The sequence below is a fragment of the Serratia sp. OS31 genome (genome assembly GCF_014164835.1).
In the GTDB taxonomy this organism is placed as follows: Bacteria; Pseudomonadota; Gammaproteobacteria; order Enterobacterales; family Enterobacteriaceae; genus Serratia; species Serratia liquefaciens_A.
Map to the genome: position 1 here is coordinate 433,295 of NZ_JACJFQ010000001.1, position 15,117 is coordinate 448,411.

Consider the following 15,117-nt stretch of genomic DNA (forward strand, 5'->3'; position numbering starts at 1 on the left):
ATTATTCCTCCGTGGACTTGCTGAGCCCTTGGACAGCACTGTCATTTTGTTGACGGTCCTGACGCAGGCTGTTGTCCACTTCACGCGCTTCCTGACGGGTGATCGCCACCAGAATGGAGTTGTTGCTGATGGCCTTGCGTATATCCATCTCATTTTTCAGCGCCTGGATCTCCCGATCCAGAAACTCCAGGCGGCGATCAGATTCCGCCACGATGGGCTCTTGGGCTGCTACGCTAGGCTCTGATTGCCCCACCATCAACATACGACGCATCGCCAATGCCGTCGTAATGGTGTCTGCCATCGCCAGTTCCCCGGCCAGACGCTGTACCAACGCCCCATTGTCTGGGTCATCTTTCAGCGCCTGGATAACCCCGCGCGTTACGGCCAAATCACCGGTTTTCAACGTTGCCAGATTAGTTGTATTGGGAGCCAGGTTACCGTTCACCAGTTTGATCAGGATCTCCTGATTCTCTTTGGTGGTCTTTTCCAGCGTGGGAGAAAAACCTTCGCCTGGTGTAGAGGTGCCCGGCTCATTTTCCAACCCACCGCTATTACATTCGCTGCCACTCACACAAGTGCGTAGCGCTCGATCCCCCAGAACTTTCGATACCGCATCTGCTGCTTCAGCACTGGTTTTATACTTTTGACACAACGAGCCATTACACGCTGAAGTGCTCACCGCAGCATCACTGGTTGCAGACTGTTTATTCAGGATGTTGTAACCCGCTTTGGCAATGTCATACGTGGGTTTGATAGCCTTCTGACCCGTCCCCCCGCGCTGTTGCCCCCCCACCCATTTCACCCCTTCTTTGCCCGTCGATTTCTTCAAGCTATTATCTGCACGGATCGCATCAGACGTACTGGAAATGACGTTTTGAAACTCTTCCCCGATAGCGGTTTGCGTCAACTTGCCTGACAAAGAGTAATCAGCCAGTTTCTTCGACATCGTCTGGCAGTTGAGCTGAGCCTTATCAAACGCCACATTGGCCTGCAGAACACCGTTGGTCAGCAGTTCGTACAGTCCAGGATTCGCCCGCTGGATTATCATCGCCGGAAGGCTGGCAACCGCGCCGGTAGCCCCATTAATCACATCCCCCATCATGTTTTTAAAGCCATCCGTCGCCCCGTTGAGCTGGTTCTTGACCGTGGTACTCAAATCGAAATTGCCGCACATCAGGTCATTGTTCCAACTGATACCGAGTCCCATTTTCTCCATATTGTTGCTACTGGGGGGCTGGGATATCACGGTTCCCCCACCGATGGAGTAAAACAGGTTGTCGTTTACCGCCCCTTTCATTCCTTTGCCATAACCGACGTTGGCTTCTTCGCCCGTGATACCGAACGCCGCCAATGCCGGTTGATTCAGAACCAGCAGGACAGCACCTGCCAGCGCCCCTGCCTTTAAAAATGCGTTGAATGTCATGGTGTACACTCCCTTGAGTTAAAAATCAGTGCTGTAGAGGAACGTTTGCCCGCGCCGTTGGCAGCAGGAATAGGGTTGCCAGAGCGCCCAGGCATACGCGCCATCTGTCGCGATGGGGTTGCTGTTGTCTGGGAATACGGCACAGGAAGAGGAAACCGAGGGAACCAATTGCTGCCATTTGTGGTTTTTGGTGCCGGTATTCTCCGTCACCGGGTCGGGCGGCCAGTACCCGTCACTGCGGCTGGCGGTCATCGGGTTATAGACATGCACCTGACCGGTACGCGTGATAATGTCTGCAGTACGTTGTGCGACAACAGCCGCCGCCTTGTAGTCATCCACCTGGGTGACAAACCCGCCACGGGGGTACACATTGCCCCACATATTCCCGGTTGACCCCACTTCACGCATTCCCGGTGTCAGGGCTTCCGGGTAGAGGGTTTCCGGGAGACCGGTACGCCACATCAGGGCATCCAGGGTACTGAGGAAATACGGCACAAACGCCGTGGCCGAACCGGCGCAGGTGTAGCCCATCGACCCCATGAAGTTGTTAAACAACGGGGCGGCTAATGCAGGGTGACCAATCGCATCGGCGTTCTTGAAACGCAGGTTGTCTTTGCGCAGCCCACGCTTCTGCTCATTATTGCTACCGCCTTCAGCCACACCCTGAATACCGGTCCCCAGTATCGCCACTTCCGACCAGGGGTTATCCCCGGTCTGGGCATAGCTGGACACCACGGCATTGGGAATGTAGTGCTTCACCTTGACGGAGGTCCGAACCGTACATCCCCACGCGGTACAGAACAGCCAGTAACACACCCCGACAACCCGGTATTCCAGGCAGGACGGAGAAAGGGCACTGGTGACTATCGCTACCGAGTTGATGGCACTGGCCGTGAACGGCTGTACCGCGCTGCACAGCAATAACGCCGTCGCCAACTTATGACGACGCAAGGAGAGTCGTTTCATTGAGCCCCCTTGTGCTCAGCCAGCTTCGATTCGGCCAGGGCAACGTCAGCCGTGCCGTACACAACATAATGGTCGTCAAATACCACGGCAGGATATTTCTTCAGTTCGAGACCGTAGGCCTGGAGAACGCCCTGGTAGGCCTGCACTATCTTTTGTTCTTTCTGCTGCCAGTCAGGGGACTGCAGCACCGCGTTGGCCTGCTGCTCTGCCTGGCGAGGGTCAGCCGACAGCGCACCAAATACCTCGTGCTGAACCGTCTCCGGCGCATCCAGGTAAACCACCTGATGACCGGTACCTAATCCAGTCGGGGGATGCTGACTGTCGGTATATACCACGGTGGCCGCCTGTGCCGATACGGCAGCGCACCCGATAGCCAGCAGGAACACAGCGTTACGTTTCTTCATCACATTTCACTCCTGTGGGACAAAACCGCAGGGTGACGCGCATTGCTGACAAAAACAGCAAACAACTCGAAATGCGCGGGGAAAAATTAGGGGAACCAGGGGGTGTTCTGATGAAAAAAACGGCAGACTACCGAAACCGGTAACCTGCCGCCAAAATAAAGGGGCCAGACGCGTATAACTGCTACTCGGGAACGCCCAATCGCTCAGCCAACTGCGTCACCAGGTACACTGTATCGACCGCATCCGGCAGGTTGATATACCAGCGCGGAGCCAGGACATAATCCTGCGAGGTCGGCCAGCGTAACGTGCCGGTGATCGTCAACAACAGATTGACACAGGCGCTGGCCCCAGCGAACTTCACCGCGACACAACTGTGATGCCCCACCCGGTGCGGTGAACAGGTAATCGAGACCACCGGCTGGGCACGCATCTGGATCTGCTCACACAGCTCAGCCAACTGCACGGCATGTGCCTCACTGATACGCGGGTTACCCTGTGGCGGGGCCTCAAACAGCACCCCACCTTCACCACCGTCACCGGCCACAATCTCCAACATAGCCTTTTTCAACTGCATCATGCCGCCGCCTTAGCGATACCGCGAGCGACATCCAGTTGATGTGCAATCTGTTTTGCTGCCGCCAACTCTGACACCCCCTGTGCCTGCATAATCGCCCGTCGCGCCGCCTTCTCTTCTTTCTCGGTCATACCCAAGGCTAAATATAAGCTTGGCGGTACTGCCCGGAACAGCGCCTCAATGCGGCTCGCCAGCACCACACCTTCGGTATAACAACGGGGGGTTTTGGTCGCCGACAGCAACATGGCTTTCTGCTCCACCGTCAATTTCTTGAAGCGGGCGATCTCCTCCACCTCTTCCGGTGGCATCACCAGGCACAGCCACCATTCAATCATGTTGAGCATCTTCTTCGACGTATTCGGGAAATCCTCCAGGTTCTGCGTCGCCAGCCACAGCCAGGCCCCCAGTTTACGCCACATCTTCACAATTTTGACCACGAACGGGGCCAACAATGGGTTGGTCGTTATCATGTGCGCTTCATCGGTCGCAAACACGATTTCCCGGTCCAGGAACTGATCGCGCTCAGCAATGTTGTTGATGGTGTTCACCAGCGAGGTGTACGCCACCGCCAGTGCCGCTTCATACCCTTCCCGCGCCAGCGTCCCGAGGTCAATCAACGTCACGTCGGCTTCCGGCCAGTTATCTCCGGGGCGGTCAAACAGTTCGCCCAGGAACCCCTGCATAAACACGCCCAGCGATTCCCCCATGTTCTGCGCTCGGGTTCGGCGAACTTCTGGCCGTGCAGAATCAGCGGCAAACTGGTACAACGCGGCCTGCAAGTCGCCGGTGACCATCTGCCGCCCTGCGTTATAGGCCGCTCGCGCGGCCACCAGGATGGCCTCACGCATCATGCCCCGGTCAGCCCGTTCCAACTTGGCCTCTTCCTTGGCCTCGCCACCGGTGATCATCAGTCGCGCCACAATCTCCAGTTCACCCAGAATGTCACGCTCCTCCTCGTCATCCTCCTCGTCACTGTCCTCGGTCTCGATACGTTCACTCAGTTCCTCCTCACTCACCAGAACGGCTGGCGTCTCGATCAGACGGTGGGCATCGGCAAAGGGAGCCAGAGAAATACCGCAACCGGGCTTGATGCTGACCTTGTTCACCGTCAACGCCAGCTCTTCACAGTAATCCGCAAACAAGCCAAAGGAGTTACCGGCTTCGGCAATAAACAGCCGGGGGCGGTGAATGGCCATCAACTGCGCAAACAGGCTGTTCAAGGTGGCCGATTTGCCCGAACCAGTGGGTCCAAACAACACCAGGTGAGCATTCTTGGCGCGGTCCTGACTGTTGAGAGGATCAAAGGTCAGCGGTGCACCACCGCGATTAAAGAAGGTAAAGCCGGGATGCCCGGTGCCGGTATCACGGCCAAACACCGGCAGCAAGTTGGCCATGTGCTGCACAAAGGTCAGCCGGGTATACCAGTGTTTTTTGTCGTGCATCGGGTTAAAGCACATCGGCAAGGCGCGAAGGTAGCCGTTGAGCGGGGCAACATCAAACTCCGGCTTCACTGGCTGCAACCCGGCGTTCAACAAGACCGCCGTCAGGTCACGCTGGCGGGCATTCAGCACCTTGACTGTCGGGGCCTTCAGATAGAAGGTCATGCTGCCCCGGTACAGCTTGTGTTTTTCCCCCAGATAACGCTTGGCGGTCTCCGAGTCTTCACGCACCCGCTCCGACTCGGTATTCTCGCCGATGGCATTCTTTGCCAGGTGATTAAAGCGCTCTTCCAGCACGTCCTGGGGCTGCACCACCAGGGTCAGTGAGACCACTGTCCCTTCTGGCAGCAAATCCATCAGCGCATTGATATTTTCTCCTTTGCGCGTCTCCCCCGTCAGGTGCCCCACGGTGGGCGCCCGGCGCAGCCGGTCAACAGTGACCGCCTTGTGCGGCAGTCCGTCAAACCACCACACCCCGCGCTCCACGTCAGAACGCGGCGGTGAAAACAGCACCGTCTCACTGAAATCATTTTCCACCGGTAACACACCCGACTCATCATCCTGGTGCGCTGCCGTGCGATACAAGGTCTCTTTATCGACCCAGTCAGGCTCGGGGTTAAACCAGCGCAGCAACCAGGCGTGGATCTGCTCCCCGTTCTGACGGGCCGCCACGACACCGGCACCGGCCAGCGCTGACGAGAGTCGTTCACAGACCTGGTTCAGCGCTTCTTCCGGGGGATGCGGCTCGCGCAGTGCCGGATTGACATAGCGGTAGACCACCATCCGAGTCCGGCGTTGCTGGCCGCGCCAGGGTGCGCCGGTGATCGCCTTGTCGATAAACAGCCCTTTGGGTACCGCGATACCGCGCATATGCCGCTCCATCTCGGTGAGATAGGCCTCGGTAAACGCTGACCCCTGCGCCCAGGGCTTGACGTAACCGCGCAGTTTATCCAGGTATTCGGTAACGTCGGTCTCATCCTGACAGAAGAACTGCACCACCCACGGGTGCGAATCCCGCTCTTCAAAACTGTCCTGCAGGGCATCTTCCACCACATCGCGGATCTCCTCCAGTCGCTCCGGCGTCCGCCCTTCGGTACCCACCGGTACAATCTCGAACACCGCCCCGACCGATACCCCGTCATCGAGCAACAGGCACTGGCTGCGCGGCAGGTACTCGGCCCACGGCAGGTAATCCACAAACGTCGGGTTATTCGGGTAAAGCGCCTTTTCCTCAGCCACCGTCAGCTTGCCGGTTTTCACCTGCGGCTCACGCGTCAAGACCGCCGTATCCAGGCCATCGTCTTCTGCTGCTGCAGGAGCCTGTTGGCCGATTTTCTTCTTGCTAAACAATGAGAACATTACAGCGCCTCCGTACGTTCACCCGGCAGCGCATACTGCACCCGGCTGTAAAACGAGAATACCGAGCTATAACCCGGCACCGGCGCGGGCGCATTTCCCGCCATGTGCGGGTAGATATAAATCACCATATCGGGGTTCGGCAGGCGCGGAAAAATTTGCTGGATCTCGTTTTCCGCCGTCCGGGTATAGCTCTCCTCAATCGCCTGACGCACAGCGCTGTCGTCATCGGTCAATCCCCGGCGTAATGTGCTGCGGGCCTCGGTGGACGTCCGTGCCGATGAGCCTTTATTTTGCCACAACTCCAGCATGGTAGAATCCCCCGGTGGCAGCATTTCATCTTTGGTGGTACTGCAGCCGGTCAACAAGATAGCCAGACACAGTAACGGTAAAACGTGCTGTTTCATCAAAACCTCCTCAATCCAGCGCATGCTGCTGGCTGATATCAAAATCGTACCGGACCTTGCGGCCTTGCTCTTCATAGTCAATCGGGATCTGACGGGTAATATGGACGGCCACCTGGGCACCCGGTGGGACATACACGGCGTCAAACATCTGGCCGTAACGTGCCTTGACCCAGTCGGCCAGTTCATTGGTGCCCCCTGACAAGGCCTTGCCCAGCGCCGCCTGTCCTGCACTGCCGGTCAGCGTACTGGTCACCGTGGTGCCGTCCACCGAGGTGGTGTTCTGGCCGTTCGCCATCGCATCCGCCGCCGCACCGGCACCGGACAACGCGAACAGGGTCGGCAAGTAGGTGGAGGCGTTGGATTTGCGCTCCCCGGACAGGCACGGCACGCCGTTTTCATCGGACAACCAGCCAATGCTGCCGCCGTTCGATTTGCCGTTGCTGCCATCACTGGATTTGGCCGGGGACGGCACAGTACGCACCGTGCCATCGGTAAAGACAAAGGTGATCGATTGAACTTCGCCCCGGACACAGGACAACACCCAATCGCCGGTGGCGGTACCGGAGACAATCGCCCCTTCCACGTCCGGCAGCTCGATGCCGTTGGCCGTCAGGTTCTCCTTGCCGATAAGCACCTTGAACGGGTACGGATCGGTGACTTTGCCATCAATCGGTACCCGGCCCAGCAACGCCGTCATACCTCGGCTACCGATCAGGGTCGAGTTTTCCGGCAATGTATACACCGGGGTCGCCTCCTCAATGGCCTGCTGATTTTTCGCCACGCGATCCAGTTCGGCTTTCTGACGATTGATTTCATTATCATCAAGGCTGGCAAAAGAACTCGGGAACTGGAAACTGCCGGTGCCCGCTGCAGTGCCGGTAGCTACCGCCCCAATAATGGGTTTACCATTACGGTCGAGTTGTACAGCGTCCTGCGGCTCAATCCACATCACACCGCCGCTCACGGTGCCCGTTGCCCCGTCACTGCCCTCCAGGCCCAGCCCAATCGGCAAATCACCCTGCTGTCCCTGCCCTGATGCGGATGAACCGGCAGACGGCGTCTGAACTGGCTGACCGCCCATGCCCTTCAGATTTTCAATCAGCGTTGCCAGGCGCTGCTGCTCCGCCTGAAGTTTCTGCCGGGCCTGCACCTCTTCCTGCTTCGCCACATTGACCGCATCACGAATGCGGTTATCGACATTCACCCCGCCTTCTTTGAGGGTGGCGTTCTCTTCCGACAGCGTGACATTCTGCCGCTCCAGACTGGCCTGCTTGTCCTGGATAACCTTCAGACGTGCCACCAGGGTTCGCAGGGTATCTTCCGGGGTATCCCCCTCGATACCGAGGATCTGTAACTCCTCATCGGTCAGGTCAGCCACCGTATTCGTTTTGACGGTCGATGAGGCCGGTGGGGTGCCTGAACCACAGGATTTCACCCCAATGGCGATGGCAATAAACAACACCACCGGCACCAGGACTTTCAGCAGGGTATTGGATTTAATTTGCATGTGTCTGTCCTCCTGACGAGGTTCGCGCCTTGCCTTTGGCTTTCACCACGGGTATCACCGGCTCAGGCAAAAACGCCGCGTCCGGGCGTCCCTGCATCACCAGGTACAGCAGGGTGGTGTCTTCCGGTGTACCGGCTGCACCCAGCCAGCGATGCTGGAAGGTCGCCGAATGGAAGGTGCCCTGCAGACGACGCGGGTCGAGTACCACTTTCCCCGACCGCTGATTGGTCAGCTTCAGCGCGACCACGTTGTATCCCTGTACCCCCCATGCGGCCAGCGGGCGCACCGTGACCGGCTCGGAGGGCAACAGAGAAGTAATGTTCGATGACAGGCCATGCGAAATGGCATGCACGCCCGGCAAGGCTTCAATCGTACGCAGAGGGGCATATAGGTTTTGTGCCGCGTAACGGGTCAGGGCAATCGGCAAGGGCGTTGTGATACGTGGGGCTGTGTCTTTGGCGGAGGCCGAACCCTTGCCCTTGGTGGTGGCCGTCTCCGCTGCACTGACCGAGGTGTTGTCGCTGCCGGTCGCACTGGAGACCTCGCCCTGATAGACCAGGCTCACCGGCTCACGCACCTGCTTGCCCTCCAGACCGGTGATATCCAGCAGGATAAGCTCACCGTTCTCCACGTCCTGCAGTTGCAACCGCGTGGAGGCAAAGACACTGCTCGCCTGCAGGTAGACCGCGCCGCCGGTGCTCTGCACCCGCAATTTACCGTTCAGCTCCGGGGGAAAACCGACCCGGACGTTCTTGTTCACAAACACAATACGCTCTTGTCCGACTGTCAGCGGCACTTGTAGCGGGATACGCTCCCACTTCATCAGTTCCACCGCCTCAACCGGCAGGCTCACGGCGCACACGGGGCCCAACAGGGCCAGATATAAAGGAAGATAACGGGTAGACATCATCAGAACAGTCCTTTCTTCTCGACCGGTGCGACCGGGGCCGCTTCCAGGCGTTGGGGAATATCGGCGTAGCAATCGAGTGCCAGACCGAAGGGATTGGCTTCCGGGTTCTGATCCCAGCGCACAATCTTCAGCGGGTAACGCACCAGGGCGCGTTTCACCGGTTCGGTGTGGTAATACTCATCGGCCACCAGATCCAGGCGCACGATCCAGCTATCGCGGCTCACCACCGTGACACTGTCGTCCTTGTAACCGCGCCCAGGGACTTCAGAGATCCCCCTGACGCGTTCACGCAATTCCCCGGCAGATTTACGCTGTTTCGCATCCTTGTTGAGCCACTCTTCACAGGTCGGCGTCAGGTAAGCAGACAGCGTGCCGATACGGTACTCATAGTCGGTGTTGCCGTCTTTCGGCCAGGAATTCAGTTGCTGGAAGATGTAAAACGCAAAGCTGTACACCGTGGGAGGCGGGATTTCCCACCAGGCACGGGTCGAGCCCGAGCGCAGATCGGGCGGGTTATGAACGGTCAGGTTGCGCGGTGACAACATCCAGCCAGCAAGGGCTATCATCAGCAGAACCATCAACACCCCGCAGGCTCCACGCAGGGTTGAAATATGGCGGTCACGCGCATTGACCGCACTTCTGTACTTACTCATCAAACTCCTCCTGGAACTGGCGAATGACCGGCGTTGAACGGCGCAATGCCCAGGTCTGGCTACGGTGTATCAAGTGGGGATTGCCCATCCGCTGACGGCTCAGCCACAGCTCAACACGCCGGTACAGGTAGTTCTCCGGTTTGCCGCGCTTGAAACGCGCCATCAGCTTGCCGCCGAAAAACACGACGACAATCGGCATCAATAAACTGACGGTAGGGAACGCCAGCCAGCCAATAAACAGGGTAAAAGGTATGGCGACCACCAGGCCGCCCAATACGCTTAATCCCGCAGTCATAAACAGCTCTGGCGTCGTAAAGCCCTTGAATACAATAGGCTCTGCATTCAGCCGGTCGGGTAGAAACGAGATAGTCGCCATACCGTACCTGCCTTAGCCCACGATAACCGTGGCCGCTTTGGTTGCCAGCCAGATGACCGCGACGACCAGCACGATACCGACCACGACCAGCATGCCGAACTTGGCCCAGGTGGATTTGCCCTGCTGGACTTCGGAGAAGGTCGCAATGATGGCGTTGGCAACAACCAGCAGCGCTGCAGCGGCGAGGATCAAGCCCCCCAGGACAATCCCGTCATTGAGGTAGCCGGAAATCTGGCCGTAGAACGAACTGTCGGTGCTGGATTTGGGGCCTTCAACGGTCGGTAAAGCCGCGTGGGCTGACGTGACAGCCGTTAACGCCAGCAGCAAGGTGGACTGACTGATACGCTGTGCGACACGGCGGGCGGAAGAGAAAAGAGACGGCAAATTCATGGTGGTTTCCTTACAAATGAAGAAGAGATAAATGATTAACTGGCGAACAAATACAGACTGACCAACAGCAAGATGACGACACGGACCACGAAGCGTTGAACGGCAGCCCCTTTGATGTTGCCTGCCGCATAGCCCCGATAGACGTGAACAAATCCCCACCCTGCCCACAGCGTCAATACCGCAATCAATGAACCGATAAACAGCAGGTTCAGGACGGCAGGTTCGACGTTGCCAGCAGCGGCTTTAAACGCGGCGGTCTGTGCTTCATTCATTACCGACGCTCCTGGCGGTATTGCCCGGAGACTGACGATGTGGTGGGTTGAGCACGGGAAGGTTCGAGGTAAAACTCAACCCCCCGACGCATCGTGTTGACGTCCTGCGTAGCCCGCAGATAGTCAAAATGAAAACGCCCGGACTGGCCGTCCTGAACCGCCACCACACGGGCGCGCTCCAGGCTGGCCTGCACCTGATCCAATTGCTTCATGACCAGGGCCAACTCGTCTTTCTCACCGGCCTGGACGGACAGCGCGGTGAACAGACTGCCAGCGAGACACAACGCCCGCAGCGGTGTTATGTGCATGGGAACCTCCTTTTACAGGTAATAGATGCAGGAGAGAGCTTGGCGAAAAGGCGGGAGTGGGTCAGCAAACAACTAGAAGGGAGATTTTGAAAATTTATCCGGGGTTCAACGCGTGGCGCGAACCGCGCCATCGAGGGGCTTGACCTAAAATCTACAAAATAGACATCAAAGTAGAAAAGGGGCTACTGTGTTGTTCTTCATGCCGTTTTGTACTGGTAATATGCTCGTACAGTTACCTATGAGGATCACTTAGTGCCACCGAACAATTACGGCATAGTTGGTTACCCTAACGAGGAGATAGCTCACCCTGGTGGTCTTGTGTGTTATGGAAGGGTTCCAGAGATGAATTCAAAAAGCGACAGTATTCCTGCCGGAGACATTTTCCTACGTGCCGGTAAGCATAGTGGCCCAAACAGAGGTTTTGGTGTTCGCCATATCTGGGCTGAACACGAAAGTGAGCTAGCAAAATTAGGGTATGGAACTGTAGACGATGTGGCGCGGTTCGTGAGTGATATTATTCGCCCAGGAGTACCGATCTATTGTGAATTCAATCACCCTGGCGGGAAGCATAGAACAACGGTTTTAAAGTCATCGTTAGGTGTTGTGATTTTGGAGCCAAAAGAAGCCCCTGAGACGGATTCAGGCTGGATATATGTCGTTGTTACTGCGTATACGCGAAGAAAAGCTCATGGTGTATTGATTGGTAAAATTCAATAAAAAAAACGGGGCGCAATCAGCACCCCGTATAATTTTGTTGGTAGTCGCAGCATTTCTTTAGCACATAGGGTTCAGAAACCGACTGTTGTCGTAACTACCCGGCAGATGATCAGCCATCTGACTGCCCGGCACAGAAGGCCTGTATCTGATTTGCGCCCCCTGCGAATGCTCTTGCAGTAAAATAATTCTATACGCATTACCGTAAGTATTCAACTAAAGGTTGAGCACTTGTTATCCGCCCCACAGGGATGAACACACCTATAAGTATTTTTTGAACGATCCCATTGTTACCGATATCGCCAATCCCATCAGCAGCGCAGCAGGCAGCAACAAGACGTTCGGATACACCGAGAACGGCACCGACAAATACACGATACAAGGGATAAACAGCGCCGGTTTCACGAACCGCTTGGCATGGTGATACAGAAAACTCGACTCATACCCCGCGCCGTAACGCCGCAGGTCACGCCTTACCATCCCGTCCACGATCCCCACCAGAGCCACCAGAACAAACAGCGGCACCGACAACACCAGGATGGTGACCCGCATCAGGAAAACCAACGTGACATACATCGAGGCCATCAGGTATTCACGCGCCACCTGTATCAACCAGGCTCCACTGACATTCAGGCCATCCGTCAGGGCATTGCCGCTGTTACTTGACTGCGCTGACTGGAGCCACCCCAGAAAACCGCTGTTCACAAACAGCAACTGGTAGCCGACCGTTATCCAGGTACTCACCGTGGTCACCGGCGCTGACAGCAACAAACTACGGGTAAACCCTTCAGAGAAATAACCGCTTTCCGTCACCATCACCGCACGGCTGTGCTCGGCTCCCTGTTCCGGCCAGAAGAAGGCGATCCCGATGTACTCCACTATCAAGCTAAACAACAGAGAAACCAGTAACATGCCAACTATCCGCCAGGGCATGTCCCACAATACCGTCATCAGCAAACCATGCGGTTTAGGTGGCTGGGTCTGCTGAACCGGTTGCGGGGAAGAAGATGCTTGTGCCATATACCCCTCTCCTTAATGCAACGCCAGGACTTCCAGCTCACATTGCAGCAGCATGGGCTGGGCATTGATTGTCACCCAGATCCCCACCTGGTTAACCGGGCAAGGCTCCTGCTCTCGTCGGGCGTCATACCCTAATTCACTCAACGCCGTCACGATCTCCGGGGCAAACGGTGTTGAACAGTGCCGGGCCTTCAGCACCGTCATGATATCGCGGGGCACCTCGGCAGACTGCCCCAGACTGGATGCCAGTACAGCACTGACACGATATTGTTGTTTCAGATTCATTGAACTTCCCTCATCAGACCACGTTATTGTCAATCTCGGGTGCCCGGTCTCCCGGCAAGGCCGCTCCCGACCACCAGGTATCGCCCGTGCGATAATTTTTTTTCATATACTCGGCAATCTTCCCCAGACTGTCCGGCATCAAGGCATCATTCCCCGCCGCTGGCAACGGCATACGGATCTTCCACAGTTTACCCCCTTCCAGCAAGGCAAACGCCTGGCCTTTCGGCAGGTTGATCACATTGGCCGGAGTGATCAGCGGCGTACGTACCGAACTCACCCTGTCCTGGGTATTGGAGGTAAAATCACTGCCCATCTCCGGGTTGGAAATATCGGTGACGCCAGACACCAGGGTTTTGGTATACACTTCTACTTCAGGTAATTGTTTTGTCATCAGTTCTGCCGTTTCGGTGTGCCGGACGCGCAGCATCACCAGGCTGTTGAAGTTACCGACCACCTGTGCAGCCTTGGCCGCACTGCCCAACCGCGCCTCGATGTCCGGCAGGGTCTGTGTATACGCCGTCACCTCGATACCCGCACCGCCGCCCTTGTTGATAAGCGGGATAAACTCATCGCCCATCAGTTCGTTAAACTCGTCACAGTGCAGGCTAATGGGGGTTTTCTTCTCATCCTCCACAGGCAAACCATCATTGATACCAAACTTGTAAATATGACCGGCTACGCTCACCAGGTCGGCAAACATGCTGTTGCCCACCGCCGCCGCCACCTCCGGGTCTGACAACGCATCCAGACCGATATAGACAATGCCCTTCTTGCGGATCACTTGCTGCCAGTCAAAAATGGGGCGGGGGTCGGTCAGGTCGGTATAGTCCGGGGAGATCAACGGTGCCGTCTTGCCGGAGGTCAGTTTCTCCAGCAACGGCAGCAGGCTGGCAACAATTTTGTCGTAGTATTTCTGGTCATAGCGAACAGACGAGCGCAGGCCATCCAGGACAGGGTCATACACTCGTTTTCCCTCATCACTTCCCAAAACATGCTCAATCGCCACGATACGCATCGAGCGCCCCTCCATATGCCGGGGAACATCACGCTCATCAAGAACGGGCACCAGACTCTCAATCTGCTGCCACAACGCCGGGGCATGTTGCGATAGGTAAAACTCGGCGTAGTTTTCATAGAGGTCACTGATGTTATTGACGTAACGCATGATCAGGCCAAAGTCAGGCCGTTGTCCCAGGGCAACCAGGCCACGGGCGATGATGTTGACAAACCGCCAGGCAAACTCCCGGAACACCGCATTGTTACCGCCGCCTTCCAATTGTCCCGCCACACGGGTGGCCACCTCAGAAATACGGCTGAAACGGCCCACGGCGTTATAGCGGGCACTGATGTCGGGCCAACCCAGATGAAACACCTGCAGTTCGCTGGCGCGACCGGCGCGGTGGGCTTCGGCGTAAATGCGTTTGAGCAGATCTGCATCCCCCTTGGGGTCAAAGACAATGGTGACGTTGCCACGCCGAATATCCTGGGTGATCAGCAGTTCCGCCAGGCGGGTTTTACCGACGCGGGTCGTCCCCAGAACCAGCATATGCCCAACTCGCTCTCCCAGATTCATCGAGACATTGACTTCATCGGGTTCAATACCATGCAATGCGGGCTTGCCGCCGACGTCCGGCAGTGGGCGCACAGGATTAAGCGCTGACTGGCTGGAAAGCCATTTGCACAAGGTGGGGTAACGGTATTCATGGTGCTGTTCAAAACGACGCGCCGCCTGGTACAGCGTCGGGGGATTCACATAGCGCTCCACTTCGGGGCGCAATGTCGCCAGCAGGCGCTGTGTGTGTTTTTGCTCCCACAGGAACCCCCGCCCCAGGAACAGACGCTGATGGCTTACCGGTACCTGGGCGCTGGTCATGACATAGCGCGGCAAACGGCGGATATTGCGCCGGTAGCGCAGCACCCTGACCCCCTCACGGGTCCGTTTCAGGGCAAACACGGCAAACCCACCGGCAGTGACATAGCTGACAGCAGGAGCCAATGCCACTGCCCACGGCGCGGTCACACAGATATAGCTGGCACAGGCGGCAACGACCGCTGTATTCAGCTCAACAGCAGGTCGCAACATCGCCTCAATCACATAACGATCACTCATTGT

At 57.0% G+C, this 15,117-nt stretch carries 17 protein-coding genes; 1 reads left to right on the top strand and 16 read right to left on the bottom strand.

The genetic code is table 11. The features are described 5' to 3' along the window. Window position 1 precedes the first annotated feature (1 nt). The 13 genes from H5P17_RS02075 to H5P17_RS02135 form a co-directional block, all read right to left on the bottom strand. Window positions 2–1,423 (bottom strand): integrating conjugative element protein, encoded by a 1,422-nt coding sequence (locus H5P17_RS02075; protein ID WP_050135235.1) that lies wholly within the window; start codon window positions 1,421–1,423, stop codon window positions 2–4. A gap of 18 nt (window positions 1,424–1,441) precedes the next feature. After that, a complete protein-coding gene (locus H5P17_RS02080; protein WP_050135237.1) occupies window positions 1,442–2,389 on the bottom strand; it encodes a TIGR03756 family integrating conjugative element protein in 948 nt (315 codons plus the stop codon). Then, on the bottom strand, window positions 2,386–2,793 hold the full coding sequence (locus tag H5P17_RS02085) for a TIGR03757 family integrating conjugative element protein (protein WP_050135240.1): 408 nt from the start codon (window positions 2,791–2,793) through the stop codon (window positions 2,386–2,388). Before H5P17_RS02085 ends, H5P17_RS02080 begins: the two co-directional genes overlap by 4 nt. A gap of 181 nt (window positions 2,794–2,974) precedes the next feature. Then, the gene (locus tag H5P17_RS02090) at window positions 2,975–3,370 is read right to left on the bottom strand and encodes a hypothetical protein (RefSeq protein ID WP_050135242.1); all 396 of its coding nucleotides are present in this window, start codon (window positions 3,368–3,370) and stop codon (window positions 2,975–2,977) included. Further along, the gene (locus H5P17_RS02095) at window positions 3,367–6,165 is read right to left on the bottom strand and encodes a conjugative transfer ATPase (protein ID WP_050135244.1); all 2,799 of its coding nucleotides are present in this window, start codon (window positions 6,163–6,165) and stop codon (window positions 3,367–3,369) included. The genes H5P17_RS02090 and H5P17_RS02095 overlap by 4 nt, the downstream gene beginning before the upstream one ends. Then, window positions 6,165–6,569 carry a TIGR03751 family conjugal transfer lipoprotein gene (locus H5P17_RS02100; RefSeq protein WP_050135246.1) on the bottom strand — a complete coding sequence of 135 codons (405 nt, stop codon included), beginning with the start codon at window positions 6,567–6,569 and terminating at the stop codon, window positions 6,165–6,167. The genes H5P17_RS02095 and H5P17_RS02100 overlap by 1 nt, the downstream gene beginning before the upstream one ends. 10 nt (window positions 6,570–6,579) lie before the next feature. After that, window positions 6,580–8,076: a TIGR03752 family integrating conjugative element protein gene (locus H5P17_RS02105; RefSeq protein ID WP_050135248.1), complete on the bottom strand. Its 1,497-nt coding sequence runs from the start codon at window positions 8,074–8,076 to the stop codon at window positions 6,580–6,582. Then, window positions 8,066–8,983 (bottom strand): TIGR03749 family integrating conjugative element protein, encoded by a 918-nt coding sequence (locus H5P17_RS02110; RefSeq protein WP_050135325.1) that lies wholly within the window; start codon window positions 8,981–8,983, stop codon window positions 8,066–8,068. The genes H5P17_RS02105 and H5P17_RS02110 overlap by 11 nt, the downstream gene beginning before the upstream one ends. A 2-nt stretch (window positions 8,984–8,985) precedes the next feature. Further along, complete coding sequence (locus H5P17_RS02115; protein WP_050135250.1) at window positions 8,986–9,639, bottom strand: PFL_4703 family integrating conjugative element protein; 654 nt, start codon at window positions 9,637–9,639, stop codon at window positions 8,986–8,988. Further along, a complete protein-coding gene (locus H5P17_RS02120; RefSeq protein WP_038275066.1) occupies window positions 9,632–10,015 on the bottom strand; it encodes a TIGR03750 family conjugal transfer protein in 384 nt (127 codons plus the stop codon). Before H5P17_RS02120 ends, H5P17_RS02115 begins: the two co-directional genes overlap by 8 nt. A 12-nt stretch (window positions 10,016–10,027) precedes the next feature. Beyond that, on the bottom strand, window positions 10,028–10,399 hold the full coding sequence (locus H5P17_RS02125; protein ID WP_050135327.1) for a TIGR03745 family integrating conjugative element membrane protein: 372 nt from the start codon (window positions 10,397–10,399) through the stop codon (window positions 10,028–10,030). Window positions 10,400–10,440: 41 nt separating this feature from the next. Next, the gene (locus H5P17_RS02130) at window positions 10,441–10,677 is read right to left on the bottom strand and encodes a TIGR03758 family integrating conjugative element protein (protein ID WP_050135254.1); all 237 of its coding nucleotides are present in this window, start codon (window positions 10,675–10,677) and stop codon (window positions 10,441–10,443) included. After that, window positions 10,677–10,985 (bottom strand): RAQPRD family integrative conjugative element protein, encoded by a 309-nt coding sequence (locus H5P17_RS02135; RefSeq protein WP_050135255.1) that lies wholly within the window; start codon window positions 10,983–10,985, stop codon window positions 10,677–10,679. Before H5P17_RS02135 ends, H5P17_RS02130 begins: the two co-directional genes overlap by 1 nt. A 342-nt stretch (window positions 10,986–11,327) precedes the next feature. Here H5P17_RS02135 and H5P17_RS02140 point away from each other — a divergent pair, with 342 nt between their 5' ends. Further along, window positions 11,328–11,702 carry a hypothetical protein gene (locus tag H5P17_RS02140; RefSeq protein ID WP_050135329.1) on the top strand — a complete coding sequence of 125 codons (375 nt, stop codon included), beginning with the start codon at window positions 11,328–11,330 and terminating at the stop codon, window positions 11,700–11,702. Window positions 11,703–11,960: 258 nt separating this feature from the next. Here H5P17_RS02140 and H5P17_RS02145 read toward each other — a convergent pair whose 3' ends face one another. From H5P17_RS02145 to traD, 3 genes are read right to left on the bottom strand one after another with little or no spacing between them, the layout of a single operon-like run. Continuing rightward, complete coding sequence (locus H5P17_RS02145; protein WP_050135257.1) at window positions 11,961–12,719, bottom strand: TIGR03747 family integrating conjugative element membrane protein; 759 nt, start codon at window positions 12,717–12,719, stop codon at window positions 11,961–11,963. A gap of 12 nt (window positions 12,720–12,731) precedes the next feature. Further along, window positions 12,732–13,004, bottom strand: a complete 273-nt coding sequence (locus tag H5P17_RS02150; RefSeq protein ID WP_050135259.1) for a hypothetical protein — start codon at window positions 13,002–13,004, stop codon at window positions 12,732–12,734. Between the two features lie 13 nt (window positions 13,005–13,017). Continuing rightward, window positions 13,018–15,114, bottom strand: a complete 2,097-nt coding sequence (gene traD / locus H5P17_RS02155) for a type IV conjugative transfer system coupling protein TraD (RefSeq protein ID WP_050135261.1) — start codon at window positions 15,112–15,114, stop codon at window positions 13,018–13,020. Between the last annotated feature and the right edge of the window lie 3 nt (window positions 15,115–15,117).

Coding starts and splice junctions, on each gene's coding strand:
- H5P17_RS02075 (WP_050135235.1), bottom strand. CDS start 1,423: ATGACATTCAACGCATTTTTAAAGGCAGGGGCGCTGGCAGGTGCTGTC.
- H5P17_RS02080 (WP_050135237.1), bottom strand. CDS start 2,389: ATGAAACGACTCTCCTTGCGTCGTCATAAGTTGGCGACGGCGTTATTG.
- H5P17_RS02085 (WP_050135240.1), bottom strand. CDS start 2,793: ATGAAGAAACGTAACGCTGTGTTCCTGCTGGCTATCGGGTGCGCTGCC.
- H5P17_RS02090 (WP_050135242.1), bottom strand. CDS start 3,370: ATGATGCAGTTGAAAAAGGCTATGTTGGAGATTGTGGCCGGTGACGGT.
- H5P17_RS02095 (WP_050135244.1), bottom strand. CDS start 6,165: ATGTTCTCATTGTTTAGCAAGAAGAAAATCGGCCAACAGGCTCCTGCA.
- H5P17_RS02100 (WP_050135246.1), bottom strand. CDS start 6,569: ATGAAACAGCACGTTTTACCGTTACTGTGTCTGGCTATCTTGTTGACC.
- H5P17_RS02105 (WP_050135248.1), bottom strand. CDS start 8,076: ATGCAAATTAAATCCAATACCCTGCTGAAAGTCCTGGTGCCGGTGGTG.
- H5P17_RS02110 (WP_050135325.1), bottom strand. CDS start 8,983: ATGTCTACCCGTTATCTTCCTTTATATCTGGCCCTGTTGGGCCCCGTG.
- H5P17_RS02115 (WP_050135250.1), bottom strand. CDS start 9,639: ATGAGTAAGTACAGAAGTGCGGTCAATGCGCGTGACCGCCATATTTCA.
- H5P17_RS02120 (WP_038275066.1), bottom strand. CDS start 10,015: ATGGCGACTATCTCGTTTCTACCCGACCGGCTGAATGCAGAGCCTATT.
- H5P17_RS02130 (WP_050135254.1), bottom strand. CDS start 10,677: ATGAATGAAGCACAGACCGCCGCGTTTAAAGCCGCTGCTGGCAACGTC.
- H5P17_RS02135 (WP_050135255.1), bottom strand. CDS start 10,985: ATGCACATAACACCGCTGCGGGCGTTGTGTCTCGCTGGCAGTCTGTTC.
- H5P17_RS02140 (WP_050135329.1), top strand. CDS start 11,328: ATGAATTCAAAAAGCGACAGTATTCCTGCCGGAGACATTTTCCTACGT.
- H5P17_RS02145 (WP_050135257.1), bottom strand. CDS start 12,719: ATGGCACAAGCATCTTCTTCCCCGCAACCGGTTCAGCAGACCCAGCCA.
- H5P17_RS02150 (WP_050135259.1), bottom strand. CDS start 13,004: ATGAATCTGAAACAACAATATCGTGTCAGTGCTGTACTGGCATCCAGT.
- traD (WP_050135261.1), bottom strand. CDS start 15,114: ATGAGTGATCGTTATGTGATTGAGGCGATGTTGCGACCTGCTGTTGAG.